The sequence below is a fragment of the Calyptranema fuscum S582 genome, assembly GCF_055793305.1.
Window position 1 is genome coordinate 18,014 of the sequence record NZ_JBSLYH010000009.1, and the last position, 21,845, is coordinate 39,858.

The 21,845-nt window shown below is 48.6% G+C and carries 18 protein-coding genes and 1 pseudogene; 9 read left to right on the forward strand and 10 right to left on the reverse strand.

Translation table 11 applies throughout. The features are described 5' to 3' along the window. Positions 1-23 precede the first annotated feature (23 nt). Positions 24-629, reverse strand: a complete 606-nt coding sequence (locus tag ACR6Z4_RS08365; protein ID WP_479716795.1) for a hypothetical protein — start codon at positions 627-629, stop codon at positions 24-26. 234 nt (positions 630-863) lie between these two features. Here ACR6Z4_RS08365 and ACR6Z4_RS08370 point away from each other — a divergent pair, with 234 nt between their 5' ends. Continuing rightward, a complete protein-coding gene (locus ACR6Z4_RS08370) occupies positions 864-1,145 on the forward strand; it encodes a hypothetical protein (protein WP_479716796.1) in 282 nt (93 codons plus the stop codon). 27 nt (positions 1,146-1,172) lie between these two features. On the opposite strand, the gene ACR6Z4_RS08375 is transcribed toward ACR6Z4_RS08370, so the two are convergent. After that, positions 1,173-1,514 carry a hypothetical protein gene (locus ACR6Z4_RS08375; protein ID WP_479716797.1) on the reverse strand — a complete coding sequence of 114 codons (342 nt, stop codon included), beginning with the start codon at positions 1,512-1,514 and terminating at the stop codon, positions 1,173-1,175. A 418-nt stretch (positions 1,515-1,932) separates the two neighbouring features. Here ACR6Z4_RS08375 and ACR6Z4_RS08380 point away from each other — a divergent pair, with 418 nt between their 5' ends. Continuing rightward, complete coding sequence (locus tag ACR6Z4_RS08380) at positions 1,933-3,288, forward strand: FAD-binding oxidoreductase (protein ID WP_479716798.1); 1,356 nt, start codon at positions 1,933-1,935, stop codon at positions 3,286-3,288. A gap of 40 nt (positions 3,289-3,328) precedes the next feature. Continuing rightward, the gene (locus ACR6Z4_RS08385) at positions 3,329-3,853 is read left to right on the forward strand and encodes a pyroglutamyl-peptidase I family protein (RefSeq protein WP_479716799.1); all 525 of its coding nucleotides are present in this window, start codon (positions 3,329-3,331) and stop codon (positions 3,851-3,853) included. Positions 3,854-3,966: 113 nt separating this feature from the next. On the opposite strand, the gene ACR6Z4_RS08390 is transcribed toward ACR6Z4_RS08385, so the two are convergent. From ACR6Z4_RS08390 to ACR6Z4_RS08415, 6 genes are all read right to left on the reverse strand, one after another. Continuing rightward, the gene (locus ACR6Z4_RS08390; RefSeq protein ID WP_479716800.1) at positions 3,967-5,232 is read right to left on the reverse strand and encodes a glutamate-5-semialdehyde dehydrogenase; all 1,266 of its coding nucleotides are present in this window, start codon (positions 5,230-5,232) and stop codon (positions 3,967-3,969) included. A gap of 3 nt (positions 5,233-5,235) precedes the next feature. After that, entirely contained in the window at positions 5,236-5,625 is a 390-nt protein-coding gene (locus ACR6Z4_RS08395) for a hypothetical protein (RefSeq protein ID WP_479716801.1), read from the reverse strand. 869 nt (positions 5,626-6,494) lie between these two features. Then, positions 6,495-6,884 (reverse strand): Mo-dependent nitrogenase C-terminal domain-containing protein, encoded by a 390-nt coding sequence (locus ACR6Z4_RS08400; protein WP_479716916.1) that lies wholly within the window; start codon positions 6,882-6,884, stop codon positions 6,495-6,497. Between the two features lie 518 nt (positions 6,885-7,402). After that, positions 7,403-9,163, reverse strand: coding sequence for a ribonuclease J (locus ACR6Z4_RS08405; RefSeq protein ID WP_479716802.1), 1,761 nt, complete (start codon positions 9,161-9,163; stop codon positions 7,403-7,405). Between the two features lie 238 nt (positions 9,164-9,401). Continuing rightward, positions 9,402-10,298, reverse strand: a complete 897-nt coding sequence (gene dapA, locus ACR6Z4_RS08410; RefSeq protein WP_479716803.1) for a 4-hydroxy-tetrahydrodipicolinate synthase — start codon at positions 10,296-10,298, stop codon at positions 9,402-9,404. Positions 10,299-10,413: 115 nt separating this feature from the next. Then, the gene (locus ACR6Z4_RS08415) at positions 10,414-11,460 is read right to left on the reverse strand and encodes an aspartate-semialdehyde dehydrogenase (RefSeq protein WP_479716804.1); all 1,047 of its coding nucleotides are present in this window, start codon (positions 11,458-11,460) and stop codon (positions 10,414-10,416) included. Between the two features lie 441 nt (positions 11,461-11,901). Between ACR6Z4_RS08415 and ACR6Z4_RS08420 the strand changes: the two genes are divergently transcribed. The 5 genes and pseudogenes from ACR6Z4_RS08420 to ACR6Z4_RS08440 all read left to right on the forward strand — a co-directional run bounded on the left by ACR6Z4_RS08420 (position 11,902) and on the right by ACR6Z4_RS08440 (position 17,871). Then, entirely contained in the window at positions 11,902-12,024 is a 123-nt protein-coding gene (locus tag ACR6Z4_RS08420) for a hypothetical protein (RefSeq protein WP_479716805.1), read from the forward strand. 557 nt (positions 12,025-12,581) lie between these two features. Then, positions 12,582-13,979: pseudogene (gene tig, locus ACR6Z4_RS08425) on the forward strand (trigger factor); the annotation flags it as partial. 382 nt (positions 13,980-14,361) lie between these two features. Then, positions 14,362-15,063, forward strand: coding sequence for an ATP-dependent Clp endopeptidase proteolytic subunit ClpP (clpP, locus tag ACR6Z4_RS08430; protein ID WP_479716806.1), 702 nt, complete (start codon positions 14,362-14,364; stop codon positions 15,061-15,063). A 10-nt stretch (positions 15,064-15,073) separates the two neighbouring features. After that, the gene (clpX, locus tag ACR6Z4_RS08435; protein ID WP_479716807.1) at positions 15,074-16,432 is read left to right on the forward strand and encodes an ATP-dependent protease ATP-binding subunit ClpX; all 1,359 of its coding nucleotides are present in this window, start codon (positions 15,074-15,076) and stop codon (positions 16,430-16,432) included. Between the two features lie 584 nt (positions 16,433-17,016). Then, the gene (locus ACR6Z4_RS08440) at positions 17,017-17,871 is read left to right on the forward strand and encodes an alpha/beta fold hydrolase (protein WP_479716808.1); all 855 of its coding nucleotides are present in this window, start codon (positions 17,017-17,019) and stop codon (positions 17,869-17,871) included. A 151-nt stretch (positions 17,872-18,022) separates the two neighbouring features. On the opposite strand, the gene bioD is transcribed toward ACR6Z4_RS08440, so the two are convergent. Together bioD and ACR6Z4_RS08450 are read right to left on the reverse strand one after the other, a co-directional pair. After that, a complete protein-coding gene (gene bioD, locus ACR6Z4_RS08445; protein WP_479716809.1) occupies positions 18,023-18,730 on the reverse strand; it encodes a dethiobiotin synthase in 708 nt (235 codons plus the stop codon). A gap of 28 nt (positions 18,731-18,758) precedes the next feature. After that, positions 18,759-20,684: a protein kinase domain-containing protein gene (locus tag ACR6Z4_RS08450; protein ID WP_479716810.1), complete on the reverse strand. Its 1,926-nt coding sequence runs from the start codon at positions 20,682-20,684 to the stop codon at positions 18,759-18,761. A gap of 750 nt (positions 20,685-21,434) precedes the next feature. Between ACR6Z4_RS08450 and ACR6Z4_RS08455 the strand changes: the two genes are divergently transcribed. Next, on the forward strand, positions 21,435-21,785 hold the full coding sequence (locus ACR6Z4_RS08455; protein ID WP_479716811.1) for a hypothetical protein: 351 nt from the start codon (positions 21,435-21,437) through the stop codon (positions 21,783-21,785). Positions 21,786-21,845: the final 60 nt, after the last annotated feature.

The window sequence follows — 21,845 nt, forward strand, 5'->3', positions numbered from 1 at the left end:
CTGAAAAATTTAGCTCAGCACAATTATTTATCTAAAAGCGATCGCCCAATAGAGGCAGAATCTTGATACATCTGCGGGTTAGCTCTGCGATCGTCTGTTTCATCTAGCGTAGAGGGTTTTTGCGTTCCATCACCCGGCAATGCCTTGATCGCAGCATCGTCTGGTTGCTCCTCTTTCCACCACACCACAATCGTCCGAACGGCTTTGATGAAATTCAGAAAGCGGCTGGGGACTGACAAAAATCCCCAATGCAACTGAGTAGAGGTTTCAATATCGGCGACGGCATCAAACGCACTGGTTAGTTGATCTAGGTGCCCCGACATTAACCCCATTTCTTGCTCTAATGCCGAAATAATCTGCCGATCTGCCTCTGCCAACGATTGCTTTTCTAACGTTAATTGCCCAATCATCGCTTGCAATTTGGCAACATCCGCTTTGAGTTGAATTGCCGATTGCTTATGTTCTTCATTCCGCCGAATTAACTGCGATCGGCTGCGATTGGTAAAGATCAGACAATCGCGCATTTCTCGATACAGAGCATTGGCTTCCGCTTGATCTAAGTGGTCAACTGCTTTCGGAAATTCCGTTGCCGATCGAAAACGCTCAGAAGACTTGCCTGACGCTGCCATAAGTGACTCCGGGGATCATTCTTTAATCATCTTGGCACAACAAACTTATGGTGGAATGCGCACCTTTATGGAAATCTTGAGAAATAACTGTCTGCGGGTAATGGATCGTGTCTGGATATTTAGGATTTGTTGTTTTATAGAATCCCAGTTTTGTGGAGGCGTGCCAGAGGCACGCCTCCACAAAACTGGGATTTTATTTGATTGCGAGTTCCTTGTGAGGGTTGAGGAAGTGCGATGGCTCGATTTAATATGCTGGGTCTTGTCTTTGTCTTAATTGCCGCTATCGTGGGCAACGTCATTGGGCGTTTGGCAGCAGCAGGCAATGTCACGGTGATTGGCACGATCGCGGGTATTGTCCTGATTCTCCTGGATGGGGTTTACCGATGGCGCACACCTGATTTATCGCACCGCGAACGATGGTTGAGTCCCCGTGCGGGTGGACATTTCATTTTTCTACCGATGTGGATCGTCGGCATCATTATGATTGTGATTTCGTTCATCGAACAGAAATCCTAAAAAGGGCGATCGCCCTCCTCCACAAATCTACTTTAAGCCCGTTTGCGTTTTTGTTAATACCTGATCATTTTGAAAGGTGACCGTCACCCCACCATTCAACCCAATCCAGGTATAAATCGTCGTGACCGGCATCCCAGGCGTTTCTGTGCGGCTTAACTCGCTGCCTTTGCCCAAAATCGCTTCGACTTGTGCCAACGTCATTCCCGTCTGCACCTGGTTATATTTCTCTAGCGAAACCACGCTTTGCGCCCCAGGGACCCCTGGTGTGGGGCTAACCGTAACGGCTGCCGGAAATAGGGAAGCAAGACATCCATTTAACAGGAAGGCGATCGCACTGATTAACGTGAACGCCCTAATTTTTGTCCACATACGCTGCACCACCAAAACGTTAGCCTTACCTTTCCCCTCAAGCTCACCCCAGCGTTCATCGGTTCATGATTTATAGCAATTCTCAATGGCGTGACGTGCAAGGGGTGGTGAGAGAGCCGCGCTCCGCGCGGTTCTCTCACCACCCGTAATCTATAGCAATTTTCAATCGAGTGGAGTCCAGATTATTTTTTGCCAGCCATGCTCCGCATGGCTGGCAAAAAATAATCTGGTTCTAACCCAGCACGAAGCGCTATGTCGTAATTCTCAGCCTCCAATGCCAGGGACAATACGCCAACGGTCTTAAAAGATCCTCATGACATCGCCATATCGACCGATTAGATGCTGTACGCTACAGAACAGAATCGTTAGAAGGTGCGTTTTACCTTGCTAAGGATACGGATTTACGGAGGCTTACAGAATGACGGCAACCACCATTAGCCCCATTGATTGGGATGCGTTTGAAGCTGCACTGGCGGGTATCGAGATCATTCGGGAGCCAGCACAAGTCGCTAAATTATCGAAAGACTACTACACCTACAGCCCAATTTTGCAAGCTCAACTCAAAGATAAAGTGGGCGATGTCGTGGTACGCCCTGCCAATGAGTCAGAGGTACGGGCGATCGCCAAAGTCTGTGTCCAACACCGGCTGCCGCTGACGGTTCGGGGGGCAGGAACGGGTAACTATGGGCAGTGTGTGCCGCTCCAGGGGGGCGTCATTTTAGACCTGACGAAAATGCAGGCGGTGAAGTGGATCAAGCCTGGTCTTGCCTGTGTTGAACCGGGGGTCAAGTTGATAGCGTTAGATAAGCAAACCCGCGACATCGGCTGGGAGATTCGCATGGCTCCTTCGACCTACCGCACCGCAACGATTGGCGGCTTCATCGGGGGTGGTAGCGGTGGCATTGGGTCGATCACCTATGGTCAGTTGCGCGATCGCGGTAATCTCCACGCCGTCCGAGTCGTAACCATGGAAGATGAACCCCAGGTAATCGAACTGCGAGGCGATGATGTGCAAAAGGTCAACCACGCCTATGGCACCAACGGCATTATTGTCGAATTAGAGATTCCGCTGGGTCCTGCCTATGCCTGGAGCGAGCTAATTGTGTCGTTTGCCGACTTTATGACGGCTGCCCGGTTTGGGCAAGCTCTGGCAGACTCCGACGGCATTATTAAAAAGTTGATTTCTATTTGTGCCGATCCCATTCCGGCATACTTTGCGGCTCTGCGGAATACCATTCCCGAAAAGAGCCATTGTGCCTTATTGATGATTGCCGAATCCTGTCTGGAACCGTTTGGTGAACTCGTCAAAGAGTTTGGTGGCACCATTTGCTATCAAAAGTCGGCTCAAGAAGCCAGCAAGGGAGTGGCGATCGCCGAATTTACCTGGAATCACACGACGCTTCACGCCCGTAGCGTTGACCCCAGCCTCACCTATCTACAAACCCTCTTTCCTGCCGATCGCCAGCTCAAACTGATCGAGCATATGTATCATCATTTTGGCGATGAAGTGATGATGCATTTAGAATTCATCCGCGTCCAGGGAACTGCAATTCCGGCAGCCTTACAAATCGTCCGCTACTCTACTGCCGAGCGGCTCTATGAGATTATCAAATATCACGAAGACATGGGGGCGTTTATTGCCAATCCCCATACCTACATTTTGGAAGATGGCGGTCGCAAAACCATTGATCCGATTCAGCTTCAGTTTAAAGAAAGAGTCGATCCTTACGGGTTGTTGAATCCCGGTAAGATGAAAGCCTGGGATCATCGCTGAGTTAGGGTGTCTCGCCTGAAACGCAATGCATCTACGCGCCATGCACAAGACCATTTTGCTGACGTCTTTTACAACCTGGAAGCCAGAGCAACCGTCTAACTCATCCGATGATGTGCTGTTGGAATTGGCTGACGGTCATTCCCATGGATCTGGGTTGCATTTTCTCAGACAACTGCCGGTCGATTTCCAACTGGCTCCCGAACAGGCGATCGCCCTAATTGAGCAACTTCATCCCGATATCATCCTGCTCTGCGGCATGGCAGAAAAGCGGGTCAAGCTCAGTCTAGAGTCGCAAGCCGTAGTTGAAGATGATCGCCTATCGACTCAGCTCAATCTTGTAGCACTCCTGGCACACCTGACCTACGCCGAAATCAGCCACGATGCCGGTCAATTTGTATGTAATTTTTTGTACTATTCCGTCTTGAAACATTGCCAGACTCAAGATTCTGTCAAGGACTGTCTCTTCGTCCATGTACCTGTTTTGACTCCCGAAAATCGACCTGCAATTTTGACGGATTTTAACAGGATCGTGCACTGGTTAAGATCTATAGATGCAGTAATCTGACATTCTTGGCAGCCTTGAAAATGTAATGATTTGTTGTGGCGCGGGCGACGCCCGCGCCACAACAAATCATTACATGGATACCACTACCCCATCCTTGTATGTGAGGCATCGCCTTAAGGTAAACCATTGCCCTGGACAATATGTTTCAGCGTCGTCAATGTCTCCATCGTAATCAGCCCCCGACGATACCCTTTCTGGTTCGACATGCCCAACGAAATCGGGCTACCCCGGTTGGGGTTCCGGTAAAACCGAGGCGAAGTATTAATGTAGGTCGTGGCGCTATGAACACCCATGGCAAACTGACGACTTTCTTGATACGACTCGGTTGCCAAACAGTCAGCATGACCACTGCTGTGTTCATTGATCCAGGCGATCGCCATTTCCAGGCTATCAACCATACGAAAGGCGATCGTGCGGTTGAGATACGCATGGTTCCATTCGGAAGTCTCTGCTGAACCCAGATCCGGAAATTTGGCAACCAGTTCTTCATCTCCTTTGAGTTCATAGCCTTTTTCTCGCAGGCTACCCCATAAGAGATTCAGCGATGTCGAATATTGATCGCGATGAACAAGAACCTTTTCGATCGCATTTACCGGATCGGGGTCACTCTGATGACTATCTAAAATCATCCACCGCACCACATCTAAATTGCCTGACGGTGCCCAATACAAACAACAGTTGCCCATGGCAGTTCGCAGCACAGGCACGGTTGCCTGACGAATCACCTGCTGTACCAGGCTGGAACGACCATAGGGAATGACGAGATTAAGATACTGGTCTTGGGTTACCAGTTCTCGCAACCAATCCCCTTGTTCCGAAGGCAGCAATTGTAGACTATCGGCAGGCAAACCTTCATCATCCATCGCGGTTTTGATAATTTCTACGATCGCCGCATTCGAATGGCTGGCTTCACTGCCCCCTTTGAGAATCAAGCTATTGCCCGTGCGGCAACACAGCCCCGCTGCGATCGCCCCCAATTCTGGAAAGGCTTCGTAGATCAGCGCAATCACGCCCAGGGGCATCAACTGGCTATAGGTCTGACATTGTTCCACCTGGTAGGGCGTATTCAACACCTGCTGAATCGGGTCTGACAATTCTGACAAGCGCTGTAAAAGACGATTCACCGCTTGCAACCGTTCTGGGGTTAATTTCAGCCAATCTAAAATTAGCTCTGGAAATGCCATTTCGCGGCTCGCTTCCAGATCCAACGTATTCGCTTCCAGAATATAGTCCTGGTTGCGTCGGAGCGCCTCAGCCATTTTTTGTAGCGCCCGACTGCGATGGGTTCCTTTGAGAACAGCCAACTCCAACGACGAGCGATGTGCATTTCGCACTGCACTGCCCAAATCAAACGATAAATCCAAAGAGTCTGTTGACATCAACTAACGTCTACAAGCCAGCCAGAAAACAAAACCGAGTAGTAATAATGCAAGCAGAGCGATCGCCCAAAAAGCAGGACTCGTCGCTTGGGTTGCAATTAAAAGGACAATAACAATTCCTAACCCAATCATGGTCAGAGGCAAATATCCTCTGCTCAAACTAGGACTAACAATGCTCCACTGATGGCCAGTCCAACGCCACGTGCGCTTATAAGAATAGGTCGTGGGCAATTCTTCAATAAAATACCCATTCTCTTGAACAACAAAGAGACGTTGACAGCGATTGCAGCCAAACGCTTCCGTTAATGCGATCGGTTTCAGACGCCCGCGCCGATGGCACGGGCAAGGATAATCAATCGTCAGATCAATTTTGTGGGCTTTCTGTGATTGCACAAGCAGCGGCAGGGCAAATTTCTGTTAGGTGGACTGAATGCATTTTGGAGTGATAGGTTAGGGGCTCAAGCTCTATTGAGAAGCTTTGTCCCTACTCTATTTAAATGGCAAAACTGACTGGACAAAGTACTAGTAGATCCAATTAAAAGGTTGACCACGGGGTGCATGGGTTCTACCCCTGTGAGGGGCGCAGTCCCCACACCCCATGTTGCAGAATTTAGTGTTCGCCACACTAGTACAGCAAAACGAAAGTTTTGTCAGGGGTGAAGGGGTGGAACCCCTTCTTGGGGGCTTCGCCCCCAACCCCCCATGTTGCAAAATTTGGTGTTTGCAACACTAGTATCTAAACGCTAAATTTTACGCACAGAGTCCAGGAGCATTGCCCCCACCAGAGGTTTTCACTGTTCAGCTGAGCGCTCACACTGAACCCCCTGCAACCCGCTGCAAAACTTTTTCTTGGTACTAGCCCTAATGTTTCAACCAAAGCCCAGACATAGGGGTGATGGTCTGCTCCAGAACTTCCGATAAAAGAGCGTGTTTAGTTCATATTTATACACTGACAAGGTATTTCAGAGAGATCTCCATTTTTTGCTTCGATTTTAGCATTCTTGCAGGAAGCGCCAACCCTCCACAGTTACATACTTTATTGACACTTCAATATAGCGCTTCACGCCTGCATCGATTGCGGCTATTGTGTGAGGGTCACGCTCCGCACGGCTCTCTCACAATAGCTTGTGCGTCACGCCACTGAGAATTGCTATAGCAAAACGCTAAATCACAAGCACAAATTAACCTATGATGCGTTTGAGGGAGCGACGGCTTCGCCGTCGCTCCCTCAAACGAAGCGGATTTTATTAAATTTACGAGCTTTAGCAATATTGCGTGACATCTTCGCCACATTCATCCGCAAGATAGCAAAGGGCGCGGAAACGTAAGCCAACAACCTCTTCATAAACTGGATTGAGCTTACACAGGGGTGGGATATGCAGAACAGTCCGACCAAAGACTTTGATATCTCGTTCAAACGGGCACTGCGCTGGAATTAATTGACAAACTTTGTGAGCAAATGCTCGTTCTTTGACGTCAAGCTGATCCAACCATTGTCGAAGGGGTTGTAAAATGTCAAGCCCGCGCTTGTGGGAAATAGAGCTTAAGGAGGGGACAGAACCATTCCTCTCATCCACAGGCGGCTTCGCAGGATTGATCCAAGCCCAGCTTGTAAGCGCCAAATTTTCTATGGTGTAGCTAGATACATTCATGCTCTCTTCCTCTCTTCCGGTGAAGGTCGAGTACGACATAGGGTTCACCTGTAGATATCTACATGGGCAGACTGAAACTTCTCGGATTGGAACCATCGCCTGATCGGGTGATCTTTCACTAAGTCACAGACGGTCTTTGTACGGCGTATCAGAGGCGCACTTGGCTTGAGTTCCTAGCCAGGCGAGGGATGTTTATATCCCTCTTACCCAGCACACTGCTATCTTGCCCGAGTTCTCAGGATTTACATTGCGTAATATCACGATAGTTTGACCCGTATTGGCGATCGCATCTCAGGATCCCTACGGGGAGGCTCAGACTCACAAGCACTCCCAAAAGCTGCCACGCCAAAAGATTGAGGGATGGGGGCAAAGCCCCCATCCCTCAATCTTTTGAAAACGTTTGGGTTGATAAATCTAACTGAGGATCGTGAACTTTATAAACCTGATTCTTTTCGGGAGAGCGATGGCGCAGCCATCACTCTCCCGAAAAGAATGACAGGTCATTATAATTCATGATCCTAAGAAGCAACTTTCGCGGTCGATCGCTGCCGTCTAGCCGATTGAATTGCAGGTCGGTCTTGACCTTGCATCAACAGCACGAGTAACGGATTGCTTTGCAGCTCCTGGCGTAACAACCGACGTAGCTCAACTTCAATCTGAGTTTGCAGTCTAACCCAATCGATCTCCACTTGATCGGTGCCCAGAGTTCGACTAAATTCACTCCAGCGATCGCTCAATACAGCATTGATGACCTTGGTAATCGATTGCTGCAACCGAACCTTATCGGTAGATGTAACCACTCCTTTCAAGTGAATTTCAGGTTTAACCAGCAATTCACCTTCCCAGCTAATCGCTGCTGCAACAGTTACAACCCCGTCTTCAGCTAGACGTTGGCGATCTTTCAACACTTGCTCATTTACCACTCCAGAACGGGAGGCATCCACCAGCTCAATGCCTGACGGAACCTTGCCCCCAATTTTAATGCTCTCCTGGGTCAGCTCCACCACATCACCATTGTTGATGATCACCATATTTTCCGCTGGAATACCCATACTTTGAGCCGTTTCGGAATGCTTCACCAGCATTCGATGCTCACCATGAACCGGCAAGAAAAATTTGGGTTGTGTCAGCCCGATCATGAGCTTTTGATCTTCTTGGGAACCGTGACCCGACACATGGATGCCTTTATCCCGACCATAGACAACTTTGGCACCCAACATCATCAGCTTATCGATCGTGTTGACCACGGCGATCGTGTTGCCAGGAATCGGATTTGCCGAAAAGACAACTGTATCACCTTGACGAATTTTGATTTGTCGGTGTTCTTGGTTGGCAAGCCGAGTCATCGCCGCCATGGGCTCACCCTGAGAACCTGTCGTCAAAATTAAGACGTTGTTGTCAGGAATCTTGTTGAGCATATTCAGCGGCACAAAGAGATTATCTTCGCACTTGATATACCCCAGAGTCCGAGCGTGGGCAATCAGGTTCAGCATCGACCGTCCCACAACAGAGACCACCCGACCGTGCTTTTGTGCCAGTTCCAGCACCATATTGATGCGGTGAACTGACGAAGCAAACGTGGTGACGAACAACCGCCCACTCGCCTGACTAAAGACCCGATCAAGATTAGGGAAAACTGACCGCTCAGACGGTGTATATCCCGGCACTTCTGAATTCGTTGAATCACTAATCAGACACAGCACACCTTTTTCGCCATGTTCTGCGAGCCGCTGAAAATCAAACTTTTCCCCATCCACAGGGGTATGGTCAATCTTAAAGTCTCCTGTGTGAATCACAACGCCCACAGGAGTATGGATCGCGACGGTAAAACTATCAGCAATAGAGTGAGTATTGCGAATGTATTCCACTAGAAATGAGGTGCCAATCCGAACCATTTCACGAGGGCGAACTTTCCGCAGTTCAGTCCGATCTGCGACTCCAGCTTCCTCTAACTTGTCTTGCAAGAGTGCCATCGCTAAGCGAGGACCATAGATCACAGGGATATCAAATTGCTTTAAGTGAAACGCAATCCCGCCGATGTGGTCTTCGTGCCCGTGGGTGACGATCATGCCCTTAATCTTGTGGCGATTGTCTCGCAAGTACGTCATGTCTGGTAGCACAATATTGACGCCGTGCATACCATCTGTCGGGAAGGCTAAACCTGCGTCTAACAGAATAATTTCATCATTGATTTCAAACACACAGGTGTTCTTACCAATTTCGTGCAGCCCTCCAAGAGGAATAATTTTAAGGGTCGGTGTCAGTTCGTTTTGACTCATGTATTTCCTTTACGATACGGTTTGCAGAAAATTTAGCGCTAACCCTTATGACGCTTCTGGCGAATAGATATCCAATCGATATAAACGCCGAAAAAGTGATGGGGGTAAGTTTGGCTAAGCGGGGTGAAGATGCAAGAAAGCTCCGCGATGAGATATTCAGTTGTAGAGAAACTTTGATTACGACCCTGCAACTAACCGATGAACTGAGGTATGTCTGGTGGCTCAGTTGATACAGGCTTTAGGCATTGGGGAGGAGATTGAGATCTGACATTACTGCTTTGAGAGATTGAAGAACATCTGGAGAAATGTCACTCAACGGTAAACGGCAAGACCCTACTTGCCAACCCTGAAGTCTCAATGCAGCCTTGATGGGGATAGGGTTGGTGCTCAAAAACAGGGCTTTGAACAATGGGAAAAGCTGGAGGTGAATCTGAACAGAGGTTTGGGGTTGACCGTTATGAAACGATTGGATCATCTGTTGCAGTTGGTCGCCGACGAGATGACTAGCCACACTTACAACCCCTTCTCCTCCGACGGAGAGTATGGGCAGTGTCAGGGAGTCGTCACCCGAATAGATTTTAAACTCTGGGGCAGTCGCTCGTCGAATTTGGCTGACCTGGTCTAAGTTACCACTCGCTTCTTTGACCGCAATAATGTTAGGAATTTCTGCTAAGCGAATAATCGTCTCAGGAAGAAGATTCTGCCCAGTTCGTCCAGGGATGTTGTAAAGCATCATCGGCAAGTCTGGACTGGCTTCTGCGATCGCCCGAAAATGCTGATATAACCCCTCTTGCGGTGGCTTATTGTAATACGGAACAACTTGCAACGTCCCGTCTACTAAACCTAGACTATCAACTTTTTGCGTCGCAGCGATCGCCTCTTGGGTTGAGTTCGATCCTGTCCCTGCAATAATCTTAGCCTTTCCATCTACTGCCTGTCGAATTACCCGGAAAAGGTCAAATTCTTCACTCCAACTGAGTGTTGGAGACTCACCCGTCGTTCCACAGACGACAATTGCATCTGTGCCATGGTCAGCCAAATGAGCCGCTAGCTCTTCGGCGACAGCATAATTTACACTGCCGTCTTCATTGAACGGCGTAATCATCGCCGTCAACAATTGTCCAAAACTACTCACACCTGACACGCTCTATTAAATAAAGTTCCGACGAACTCAGTCATCAATTCAATCATCAATGTATAGAACTCTAGCACTAGTTCAGGTGAACAACCTGCTACCTATGAGCCTATTTCTAGTTGACTGCTACAGTTTCTCGAGTGGGTTTCAATAAATCTTGAGCCACCAGCAACTCAGCAATTTGTACAGCATTTAGAGCGGCTCCTTTGCGAATTTGATCGCCACTGAGCCAAAGCTCTAATCCACACGGATGCGAGAGGTCTTGACGAATCCGCCCCACTAACACTGCATCTTGCCCTGTTGCTTCCAGCGGCATAGGGAAGTAGTTGGCATTCCAGTCTTCCACTAGCTTGACGCCAGGTGCCTGACTCAGCGCTTGCCGTGCCAATTCAACGCTGAAGGGAGCAGCGAATTCGAGATTAATGGCTTCTGAGTGGGCTCTCAGCACGGGAACCCGAATACATGTTGCTGTGATGCGGATATTAGCATCCCCAAAGATCTTACGGGTCTCATTGACCATCTTCAGCTCTTCTTCGCAGTATCCGTTCTCTTTGAGAGGAGAATTATGGGGAAACAGATTAAACGCTAATGGATACGGAAAGATGCCATGGGTCGGCTCTTGTCCTTGCAAGATCTCCAGAGCTTGCTTTTTGACTTCTTCCATTGCCATTGCCCCAGCACCACTTGCAGATTGATAGGTTGCTGCTACAATCCGCTGGACAGGCTGAATCTGGTGTAAGGGATAAACGGCAACATTCATCAAAATCGTTGTGCAGTTTGGGTTCGCAATAATGCCTCGATGGGCAGCCGCAGCTTGCGGGTTAACCTCTGGCACGATTAGGGGCACATCAGCATCCATGCGGAAGGCGCTGGAGTTGTCGATCACCACTGCACCTGCGGCGACTGCTTTGGGTGCCCACGCTTTAGAAACGGATCCACCGGCGGATGCCAGCACCAAATCTACGCCATCAAACGAGCGATCGCCAACTGGCTCAACCGTCAGTTCTACCCCTTTAAATTTCAGCTTCTGACCTGCCGAACGCGGCGATGCCAGAAGCTTCAAATCTTCTAAGGGAAAATGCCTTTCTTCTAGAAGCTGCAATAGCTCAGTGCCAACCGCTCCCGTTGCACCCAAGACAGCGACCCGATAAGACTTGGACAAACTCATTTCCTCCAACCAAAAACACTGAAACGCATGAAAATAACGATTATTTCTGATGAAACTTTGACAAAAATGATGACTGATTAAACCAACTAATCTTTAAATTAAATTACCCAAAACCTAATATTGCAGTCTCTTTATTTCGTCAAACCTATGCTGGGCAACCCTTTATTTCAACCAACCGATAATCTCTATCGTGTTCGGAGAGTAAACTCTAACCCCTTCAGGATTTATAGACAGAACGCCTGGTGACTAACCTGAACTGACGCGATCGGTAAGTCTTCAACTTTAATTTTGACACATAGTTGTGTAACTACTAGATCATAACTGACTTCTATTCGCTTCAACTAGCCAGAGAAATCTATACACCAACTTAAAAGTTTTAGAGGGGGGGGTGGAGAGGGTTTTACCCCCTCTTGGGGGCGCAGCCCCCAAACCCCTATGTTGCAAAATTTCGTGTTTGCAACATGGGGGCAACTTGATGTAGACGTCAAGCATGGCTCATCCAATGATTTGTCTAGCAATCCCCAAAGCGATTTAGAAGCGGCACTCTCAAAATCTTGACAATGCCCAGGTTCGTAGAAAATTAATTACCCCGCCGAGAAAATACGGCTCGTGCTGATTGAAATTTTCAAGCCCAGATATAAATGTAAATTTTTACAACAAATTTGCGTTTATATTTCTTCATGTTACCCAGCCCATATCCCAAAAAACCAGGCTCCAAAGGCAGTTTTTCTTCCTTAAAAATCGATAGAGCGAGGGCTCTGCCGTCGTTCTCTCAAACAGAATGCCAGGTTATTTGCTCTGCGATCCTTAAGCTCATGGATTTAATAAAACCGAAGATTTATTTTTGGCAGCGCGGCTCCGCCGCGCTGCCAAAAATAAACGTCCGGGTTTTAATTAATTTGCGATCCTTACGTACCCAGGTGGGATCCAAACGCCAGTTTGTCTGGATTGACGAGATCGACCCTTTTAATCAGGATTTAAGCACTGGGTATTTCTCTCAAATCATGAGATTTCGTTTGAATTACCTTGGGTTTAGTCAGGATCGGTTACTATAGCTAATTGCGGCAATGCTGAAATTTGTCAGCAGCTACAGCGACTGTGCTAAGAGAAAGCCAATGAAAGTTACCCAGGAAAAGCTTCCCGCTAGCCAAGTTGGGCTAGAGATTGAGATCACTCCAGAAATGTCGAAAGAGGCATACGAAAAAACTCTTAGGGAGTTCACTCGCAATGCCAACATCCCTGGATTTCGCAGAGGTAAGGTACCTCGTCAAATTCTGATTCAACGCTTTGGCTCCAGTCGAATTAAAGCAACGGTCGTTGAAGAACTCGTTGAAAGCAGCTTGAAACAAGCGATTGAGCAAGAAAAAATTGATGCGATCGGCAATTTTCAGCTTAAATCTTCTTTCGATGAGCTGGTCAATCAGTTTGAACCTGGTTCAGCCCTAACATTTACTGCGGTTGTAGATGTGCCTCCTGATGTGGCTCTGAGCCAATACACAGGCTTAGAAGTACAGGCAGAAGAGGTGCCATACGATCCTAAGCAAGTCGAAGAGGTTTTAGAAAACTATCGCAATCGCTCGGCGACACTCGTTCCGGTGGAAGGACGAGCAGCCCAAACGAAAGATGTAGCCGTCGTTGATTTTTCGGGGACGTTTTTCCCCGACGACGCAGAAGATAGTGAAGCTCAAGAGATTCCGGGGGGCGATGCTCAGGATTTTGAGATCGAGTTGATCGAAGGTCGCTTTATCCCAGGATTTGTCGATGGCATCATTGGCATGACTCCTGGAGAGACAAAGGAATTATCTATTACGTTTCCCGAAAGCTATGCCCAAGAGGACTTGGCTGGGAAACGGGCTATCTTTACGATTACGCTCAAAGACCTAAAAGAGAAAGAGTTACCCGCACTGGATGACGACTTCGCCCAAGATGTCAGCGAATTCGAAACCATGGCGGAGTTAAACGAATCGTTAGAGTCTCAATTTAAAAAACAGGCTGAAGATAAAACCCGCGCCAACAAGGAAGCTGCCTTGTTAAACGAACTGGTTAACTATCTTCAGGTTGACTTACCCGAAACGCTGATCAAGCGAGAAGTCGATTTTATTGTTAGCCAGACGGCGATGCAATTTAGCCGTCAAGGGATGGACGTCAAACGGTTATTTACCGATGAGATCGTGGCGCAGTTGAAAGAGCGATCGCGACCTGACGCGTTAGAGCGGTTGAAACGAACTCTGGCACTGGGCAAAATTGCTGAACTAGAGTCAATCACAACAGATTCTGAAGAGGTTGACGCTAGAGTCAGTGAGTTTTTGCAGGACTATCCTAAACAAGATTTTGATTTGGATAAGCTGCGCGGAGTCATTGAAGAAGATCTCTTAAAAGAGAAAATCTTTGATTGGCTTTTAGAGCGGTGTACGGTCGAGCTGGTGCCGGAAGGAACCTTGACCAAAGCTGAGGAACCTGAAGAAGACGCTTCAGCCGCCGATGATGAATCGGCACCCGAGACGCCTGAGGCGATCGCAGACACAGCTGACAGTCCCCCTGATACGATCGAGGTATCAGCGGTCGCAGTTGAATCTGGGGACGATACGGCAGCACAAGACGAAGCTGAATCAGCACTTAAAACACCCAAGACCACAAAGAAAAAACCAAAAACTGCAAAATCAACAGACTCTGAAGAGGGTTAAACATCAAAGCATTCTGCTTTGACCCATGTTAGATTCGCACCAGTTACGGGGGAGTTAAGGCATAATGACGGATAGAGTCTAAGTCCCCCTGTAAACTGTTTCACCAGAGATTCTAAATTTCTGAAGTCTGGTTTAGGGTTTAAGGGATTTACTCGATAAAGTCGCGATCGCTTGACTTTGCTACTGTTTTCAGTCACATGTTTGCCAAACTATGCTTGTATCAAAATCTCCTGACTATTTGATGAACAGCATCGCCTTCTCAGATACTTATAATTCACTACCATCGGGCATCAAGAATGTCATCCCAATGGTAGTAGAGCAGTCAGGTCGAGGAGAGCGAGCATTTGATATATACTCTCGCCTCTTACGAGAACGGATTGTGTTTCTTGGAACGCCCGTAGATGACTCAGTTGCCGATTCTATCGTGGCTCAGCTGTTATTTCTGGATGCCGAAGATCCAGAAAAAGATATTCAACTTTACATCAATTCACCTGGTGGCTCCGTCACCGCAGGTATGGCGATTTACGATACGATGCAGCAAGTTCGCCCTGATGTTATGACCATTTGCTTTGGTCTAGCAGCAAGCATGGGTGCTTTCTTGTTGGCAGGTGGTGCAGCCGGCAAACGCATGTCTTTGCCAAGTTCTCGAATCATGATCCACCAACCCCTCGGTGGTGCCCAGGGGCAAGCGGTGGACATTGAGATCCAAGCCAAAGAAATTTTGTACCACAAACGGCAACTTAACGAATTGTTGGCTTATCATACGGGTCAACCCATCGACAAAATTGAGGCGGATACCGAGCGCGACTTTTTCATGTCGGCAGAAGAAGCTAAAACCTACGGTCTCATTGACAAAGTCATCACCCGACAGGATCTACCTGCGGCTAGAGAGACAGTCACCGCACTGAAATAAGAGGGCGAATATGTCTAAGTACGACTCTCATCTAAAATGTTCGTTTTGTGGTAAATCGCAGGAACAGGTGCGCAAGCTAATTGCCGGACCTGGAGTTTATATTTGTGATGAATGTGTTGACCTTTGTAACGAAATTTTGGATGAGGAGTTGTTTGACTCCAGCGCTGCTGTTCCTCAATCTTCACCGAGACGAGAACAGCAGCAGCCGGAAAAACGTCCATCGCGTAGCCCTCGTCCAGCGCTAAGCCAGATCCCTAAGCCCAGGGAGATCAAAAAGCATCTAGACGAGCATGTCATTGGTCAAGACGAAGCCAAGAAAGTGCTTTCGGTTGCGGTCTATAACCACTACAAGCGCCTTAGCTTTACTCAAGGTAAGGGGAATGGCGGTACTGGCAGCAACAGTAAACTGGATGATTCGGTGGAATTGCAGAAGTCTAATATTTTGCTGATTGGACCGACGGGGTGTGGTAAAACCCTGTTGGCGCAGACATTAGCGGAAATGTTAGATGTTCCCTTTGCGGTCGCGGACGCAACTACCCTGACCGAAGCGGGGTATGTTGGCGAAGATGTCGAGAATATCTTGTTGCGTCTGCTCCAGGTGGCAGATCTGGATGTAGAAGAAGCGCAACGAGGAATTATTTACATCGACGAGATCGATAAGATTGCTCGGAAAAGTGAAAACCCCTCGATTACCCGCGATGTCTCGGGTGAAGGGGTACAGCAAGCCTTACTAAAAATGCTGGAAGGAACGGTCGCCAATGTGCCGCCGCAAGGCGGGCGCAAGCATCCTTACCAAGATTGTATCCAGATTGATACCAGCAACATTCTATTTATCTGCGGGGGCGCTTTTGTTGGGCTGGACAAAGCGGTTGAGCAACGGATCGGCAAAAAATCGATCGGGTTTATTCAGCCTGGAGAAAATCAGCCTAAAGAAAAGCGAGCCGCTGATGTGCTGAAGCATCTAGAGCCGGATGATCTGGTTAAGTTTGGTATGATCCCAGAGTTTATTGGTCGAGTGCCAGTGATGGCCGTGGTCGATCCACTGGATGAAGATGCCTTGACCGAAATTTTGACGGAGCCGCGCAATGCGTTGGTGAAGCAATACCAGAAGTTGCTACGAATGGACAATGTTCAGCTAGAATTTCGTCCGGATGCGGTGAGGGCGATCGCCAAAGAAGCCTATCGACGGAAGACAGGAGCCAGAGCCTTGCGGAGCATCGTAGAAGAACTCATGCTGGATATTATGTATGAGCTACCGTCTCGTAAGGATGTCACTCGCTGTTCTATTACCCGTGAGATGGTTGAAAAACGCTCTACAGCCGAGCTGTTGATGCATCCATCATCATTACCGAAGCCAGAATCAGCTTGATATAGTTCTACGCAATCTAGTTAGGACATCAGGGGGGTGGGGGCGGTGCCCCCACGCAGGGGTTTCACCCCTGCACCTCGTCCTAACCGTAATGCGTACCGCTATATAAGAATTGATGATTAGTTAGCTCTGCGAGCCTGGGTTCGCAGAGCTAATTTATTTTGACAACCGCTTAAATATAGCGCTGCGTGGCTGAACGGATTACAGGTGTTGCATGGGAGCCGCACGGAGCGCGGCTCCCATGCAACAGTATAGACTTCGCGTACTTGAGAATAGCTAGTATTACAAACACTAAATTTTGCAACATGGGGGTTTGGGGGCTGCGCCCCCAAGAGGGGGTTTTACCCCCTCCACCCCCTCTAAAGCTTTTAAGTTGGTGTACTAGATTTAGCGATCGCGATCGCCGTTTCAGAGCACACTCCATTCACCCAGCCTTCTTTTTGAGGGCGCGACGGCTCCGCCGTTGCGCCCTCAAATCCTCAGCAATCCCAAACTAACCTTAAAAGTGGTTGATTCTAAGCAAAACTGCTGTACCTTAAAACTCAAAACAAAACACTCAAAACAAAACATTCAACCGTTTAACAATGCCTTACATTAACGTTCGTAGCGTCAACCATTACTACGAGTGGATTAGCACATCCGATCGTCCCGGTTTAGAGAAACCCGTTTTAGTCTTTATTCATGGTTGGGCTGGATCGTGCCGCTATTGGGAATCGACTGCCCATGCTCTGACGGATCATTTCGACTGCTTGCTCTATGACCTGCGAGGTTTTGGGCGATCGCGATTACCAGTTCCGATCTCAGATACAGCCCAAGCTTTGGGGTATGAACTAGAAAGTTATGCAGAGGATTTAGCAGAGCTATTGACGCTGTTAGGACTGGAACGGGTTTATATTAACGCCCATTCGGCTGGTGCCTCGATCGCGACCTTCTTTCTCAACCTCTACCCTGAGCGGGTCGAACGGGCAATTTTGACCTGCAATGGCATTTTTGAGTATGACGAAAAAGCCTTTAATGCTTTCTATAAATTTGGGCGCTATGTCGTCAGCTTTCGTCCGCAGTGGTTGGCAAAAATTCCCTTTGCCAATCGGCTGTTTATGGCTCGATTTCTGCATCGCGGTTTACCCAACCAGATTAGCCAATCCTTTTTAGAAGACTTTTTAATCGCAGACTATGACGCAGCCCTGGGCACCATTTTTACCTGCGTTAGCAAAAAAGCAGTAGATGTGATGCCTCAAGAATTTGCTCGTCTGACCGTGCCCACATTGATGGTCTCCGGCGAATACGACATTATCATTCCCGCAGAAATGGGACGCAAAGCTGCCGCACTGAGCGACAAGATTAACTATATTGAAATTCCAAAGACAGCGCATTTTCCCATGCTGGAGGATGCAGAAACCTACCTACAGCATGTCAAACTGTTTTTGCAGTATTGCTAATGTTGAGACGGATGTGTTGCAACTATAGCGTTTTGCACTTGGCTAGAACCGGATTATTTTTTGAAAGCCATGCTCCACATGGCTTTCAAAAAATTGTCCTTTGCGCGATGGAGCCGACCGTTGACTCTGCGTCGAGGGTCTACAGGCAAAATCAAGCCATACCTACCTGCAATAGATGAATATGCGGAATCAAATATTCCAGTTCCAGGTTCGATGCGGCCTGGGTTAATTGGCTCAGGTCAGTCGCATTAGACAAATGGGGAATGCAGCCGAACACCGGCTTTTGAGTCAACGATTGCAGCAAATCAGCAGGCACCCAGTCTGCGATTTCTGCCTCTGAACAGGGTTCAACACAATTCAGCACAAAGCCTTTAAGATGGGCACGAGATTGATTGGCTAAGGCAGCACAGGCAACCGCGTGGGCGATCGCATTGGGACGCACGGGCACCACCAACACGATGGGAATCCGCCAATCCCATGCCAGATCTGCCACGGTAGTGTGCCGGGTGATGGCAGATCCCAAGCCATCGATGCCCTCTAACAACACATAGTCACGGTGTTGAGTCAAGTGTTCCAAGCTTTGCCAAACCTTTTCTAGCGGCATTTTATAGCCTTCACGGGCAGCTGCGATCGCTGGTGCTAATGTTGTTTCCAGATGAATTGGCGCAATTTGGTCGAGGGTTTGATCCAGGGCAAACAGCCGCGGGTAGAGATCGCGATCGCTACCCCCACACTGAACCGGCTTCATGATGCCCAACGAGCGATCGCGACAATAGGTTTGCCAATACGCTGCCAGGGCTGAAACTAAAAGCGTTTTCCCAACCCCTTGCTCGGTTCCTGCTACAAATAACGCGTTCAAAGCAACTCCTCAGGCGGTTCGATTTCAATTAATAGGGTTCCCCAGTCACACTAATTCGAAGCGTGAAGTCTACAGCATCGGTGCCCGCGACATCAATCTGATAGTCTCCGGTTTCGGGCAACTGCGCCTCCCAGAAAGATGAGCCACTCGCATCTTCCACCGGGTCACCGTTAGGAAAGAGAACATTAAATGTGATATTTCCTGACTCAACTTGCAACGTTAACACTTGCCCTGCCTGCGCTCTCACCAGATACCGGCGAATTAGATTCGGGGCAACCCGTTCAGCCACCAAAATGCTATCTGCACCTTCAGGAAAACGAACCCGTTGGGTATTAATTTCGGGAGAGACTGAGGGACTGGGAGTGGGTGACGGCGACGGCGACGGCGACGGACTGTCGGAAGGCGATGGCGACGGTTCTACAGACGGTTCTAACCCAATGGTCACTTTGTAGTCGCTTTCCGAGATATTGCGCACCGGGCTGATCTGAATGTAATAGTCTCCCGCTGTCTCCGCCGTGCCTGTCCAGCTGCGAACACGATCGGCGTTACCATCTACAGGTTTTTGGTCAGGACCCAACACTGTTAGCAAGACGCCTTCATCGGCAAGGTTAGCACTCAGCGATTCGCCTGCGGCAACTGCCACAACATAGGTGACGGTTTCATTCGCCTTTAAATTGCCTTCGGCTGTAGTTGTGTCACCCGCTTTGAGATTAAGGGTTTGGGTATATTCAATCGGTTCGGTAGGAGAAGGGGAAGCGCTGGGGCTAACGGTGCTAGCCGTTTCAGTTACAGTCGGACTGACGCTGGCAGAAGGAGTTTCAGACGTATTGAGAATAGCGCTGACCACTGCCCACGATCCAATACCTGTAACGACAGCCAGCCCTAAGCAAATGCCAATCACCGCCAGAGGATTGTCCCACACCGTACTGCCTGTGGGTCGGGGCACCATGGGGTCGGGCGAGCGAACGTTCCGCGCTCCAATCGGGGCAGGATCGGGGGGGCGACGCCCGACTGCCAGAGTTTGCATCTGGGAAACGTTAGCAGCGGGAACATTTGGGGCACCGGGGGTACCGGGAGCTGTCGCAACCGTGGCAGACATGGGGCTAGCAGCCGGATTGATCAGGGTTTGTAAGGCTTGGGCAACCTCGCTGACCGATTGATAGCGATCGCCCGGACGATAGTTCAGCATCCGGTTCAGGATCTGAGCAAAACCGGGGCGAACATTGGTATATTTTTGCCAATGCCAGGTCAGGTTAACGTCATCATATAACTCTTGAGGTTCTCGACCCGTCAGCAACACAACCACCGTGACTGCCAGGGAGTATAGATCACTACTGGGATAGGCACGTCCGGTTTGCATTTGCTCACTCGGCGCATACCCCAACTTTCCGACGGTCGTATTTTGTGCCGTCATGCCAGGCAAATTAAACCGGGTAACGACTTCTTTAACCACACCAAAGTCGATCAACACCGGCAAGTTATCTTGTTGGCGCAAAATAATATTGTCGGGTGCAATGTCTCGATGGATGATGCCTTTGCTGTGAATATGCGCCAGAACCGGAAGCAACTGCCGCATGAGCTGAATCACATCGGCTTCAGAAAATGTTTTGCCCTGCATCTTGCGTTCATTCTGCAAGTCGCGGTAAGTCTTGCCTTCAACAAAATCTTGGACTAAAAACAGCCGCTCATTTTCCTCAAATGTGGCACGAAACTGAGGAATTTGAGGATGCTGAATTTGATATAACGTCGAGGCTTCTCGTTGAAACAGTTCCTTTGACTTTTCCAACGCATACACGCCCGCCTGCATCGGAATAAATTCTTTGAGGGCGCATGGCTCGTTAAAACGCCCCTGGTCTTCTGCCAGGTAAGTCCGACCAAACCCGCCTTGCCCCAGTACTTTGAGCAGGCGGTAACGATTTTGGAGAACAGTCCCGGCAGAAATGGGTGGTTGCATTATTCCTCTAGTCTATAAAATCTACGTACTATACATTTGATTTACGCTTGACCGACGCGTTTGGTCAAGCAAGCAATCTATCATACCAAGGAATTTTCTGAAGCATATCGAGCGGGAGGGTAGTTCATCAAGCGATCGCTACCCACTCTCGATCTTAGATTTCGGACACCAGAATCGACAAACGTTTAGCGTTATGGCACTTCGCGGCTGGCTAGAGGATGGGTATCGCTCAAGTTTTGCCCATAACCCCAATCTATTTTGAAACCTGTACGTTGTGCCTAAAAATCTCCACTTTTCAAACTGGACGAGAGATGAAAAGGTTTCAATCAATGTAGTCCCATGACCGCCCTGACAAATCTACCCGGAAACTAAATTGCGCCCTATACCATCTGTATGTCTATAGCGATCCTGAGTCCGTTGTCAAAGCGCCCGCCCTTCGGGCGGGCGCTTTGACAACCGATCATTTTCACAAATCAAATAGGATTGCTATGTAACCTGGTTGAACAGAATTGAGTGCTATTTAGCACTATTGTCTTCCCCTTGTACAGGGTGATCAGCTGGCACAGCGGTGTTGATATGCTACCGAATACGAGACTAGAATTTAACTTTCCAGGCGTGAAGATGATGGGTCAAAAGCCCTAAAAATTTAGGTGTATCTTCCATCCTATAAACTTGCCCGCAAGGGCTTTGATCTGCTATTCAAACCGTATTTCAAGACCTTAATTGACCTGATTGGAAGGATGTGAAGCCATGTCTCATACTTTGATTCGCAACATCGTTGTTGCCTCAATAATGGCTTTGCCGATCGCCTCTATTGCCACAGAGGGCGCACTCGCTAGCAAAGAAAACTTTACCGTTCAAAACAACCGCCGTACAGCCATCGTCGAACTGTATGTCTCAGCATCAAACCGAACAACCTGGGATGCCAATATTCTCTCCAATGGTCAGACGGTGAGACCGGGAGAATCGACTCGGGTGCCATTTCGCGATACATCTGCGCAAAACTGTTTATATGACGTGATGGCAGTTTTTTCAGACGAAAGTACGGTTGAAGATTATCAAGTGAATGTCTGTACGACCGATAGCTACGTCTTTGATTAATAACCACCGGACGATCGCCTGTGTAAACTCTATGCGGGGCTAAGGATCACAAATTAATTA

Coding starts and splice junctions, on each gene's coding strand:
- ACR6Z4_RS08420 (WP_479716805.1), top strand. CDS start 11,902: ATGTTGCAAAATTTCGTGTTTGCAACATGGGGGCAACTTGATGTAGAC.
- ACR6Z4_RS08365 (WP_479716795.1), bottom strand. CDS start 629: ATGGCAGCGTCAGGCAAGTCTTCTGAGCGTTTTCGATCGGCAACGGAA.
- clpX (WP_479716807.1), top strand. CDS start 15,074: ATGTCTAAGTACGACTCTCATCTAAAATGTTCGTTTTGTGGTAAATCG.
- ACR6Z4_RS08370 (WP_479716796.1), top strand. CDS start 864: ATGGCTCGATTTAATATGCTGGGTCTTGTCTTTGTCTTAATTGCCGCT.
- ACR6Z4_RS08400 (WP_479716916.1), bottom strand. CDS start 6,884: ATGAATGTATCTAGCTACACCATAGAAAATTTGGCGCTTACAAGCTGG.
- ACR6Z4_RS08440 (WP_479716808.1), top strand. CDS start 17,017: ATGCCTTACATTAACGTTCGTAGCGTCAACCATTACTACGAGTGGATT.
- ACR6Z4_RS08455 (WP_479716811.1), top strand. CDS start 21,435: ATGTCTCATACTTTGATTCGCAACATCGTTGTTGCCTCAATAATGGCT.
- ACR6Z4_RS08405 (WP_479716802.1), bottom strand. CDS start 9,163: ATGAGTCAAAACGAACTGACACCGACCCTTAAAATTATTCCTCTTGGA.
- ACR6Z4_RS08450 (WP_479716810.1), bottom strand. CDS start 20,684: ATGCAACCACCCATTTCTGCCGGGACTGTTCTCCAAAATCGTTACCGC.
- ACR6Z4_RS08380 (WP_479716798.1), top strand. CDS start 1,933: ATGACGGCAACCACCATTAGCCCCATTGATTGGGATGCGTTTGAAGCT.
- clpP (WP_479716806.1), top strand. CDS start 14,362: ATGCTTGTATCAAAATCTCCTGACTATTTGATGAACAGCATCGCCTTC.
- ACR6Z4_RS08390 (WP_479716800.1), bottom strand. CDS start 5,232: ATGTCAACAGACTCTTTGGATTTATCGTTTGATTTGGGCAGTGCAGTG.
- ACR6Z4_RS08385 (WP_479716799.1), top strand. CDS start 3,329: ATGCACAAGACCATTTTGCTGACGTCTTTTACAACCTGGAAGCCAGAG.
- ACR6Z4_RS08375 (WP_479716797.1), bottom strand. CDS start 1,514: ATGTGGACAAAAATTAGGGCGTTCACGTTAATCAGTGCGATCGCCTTC.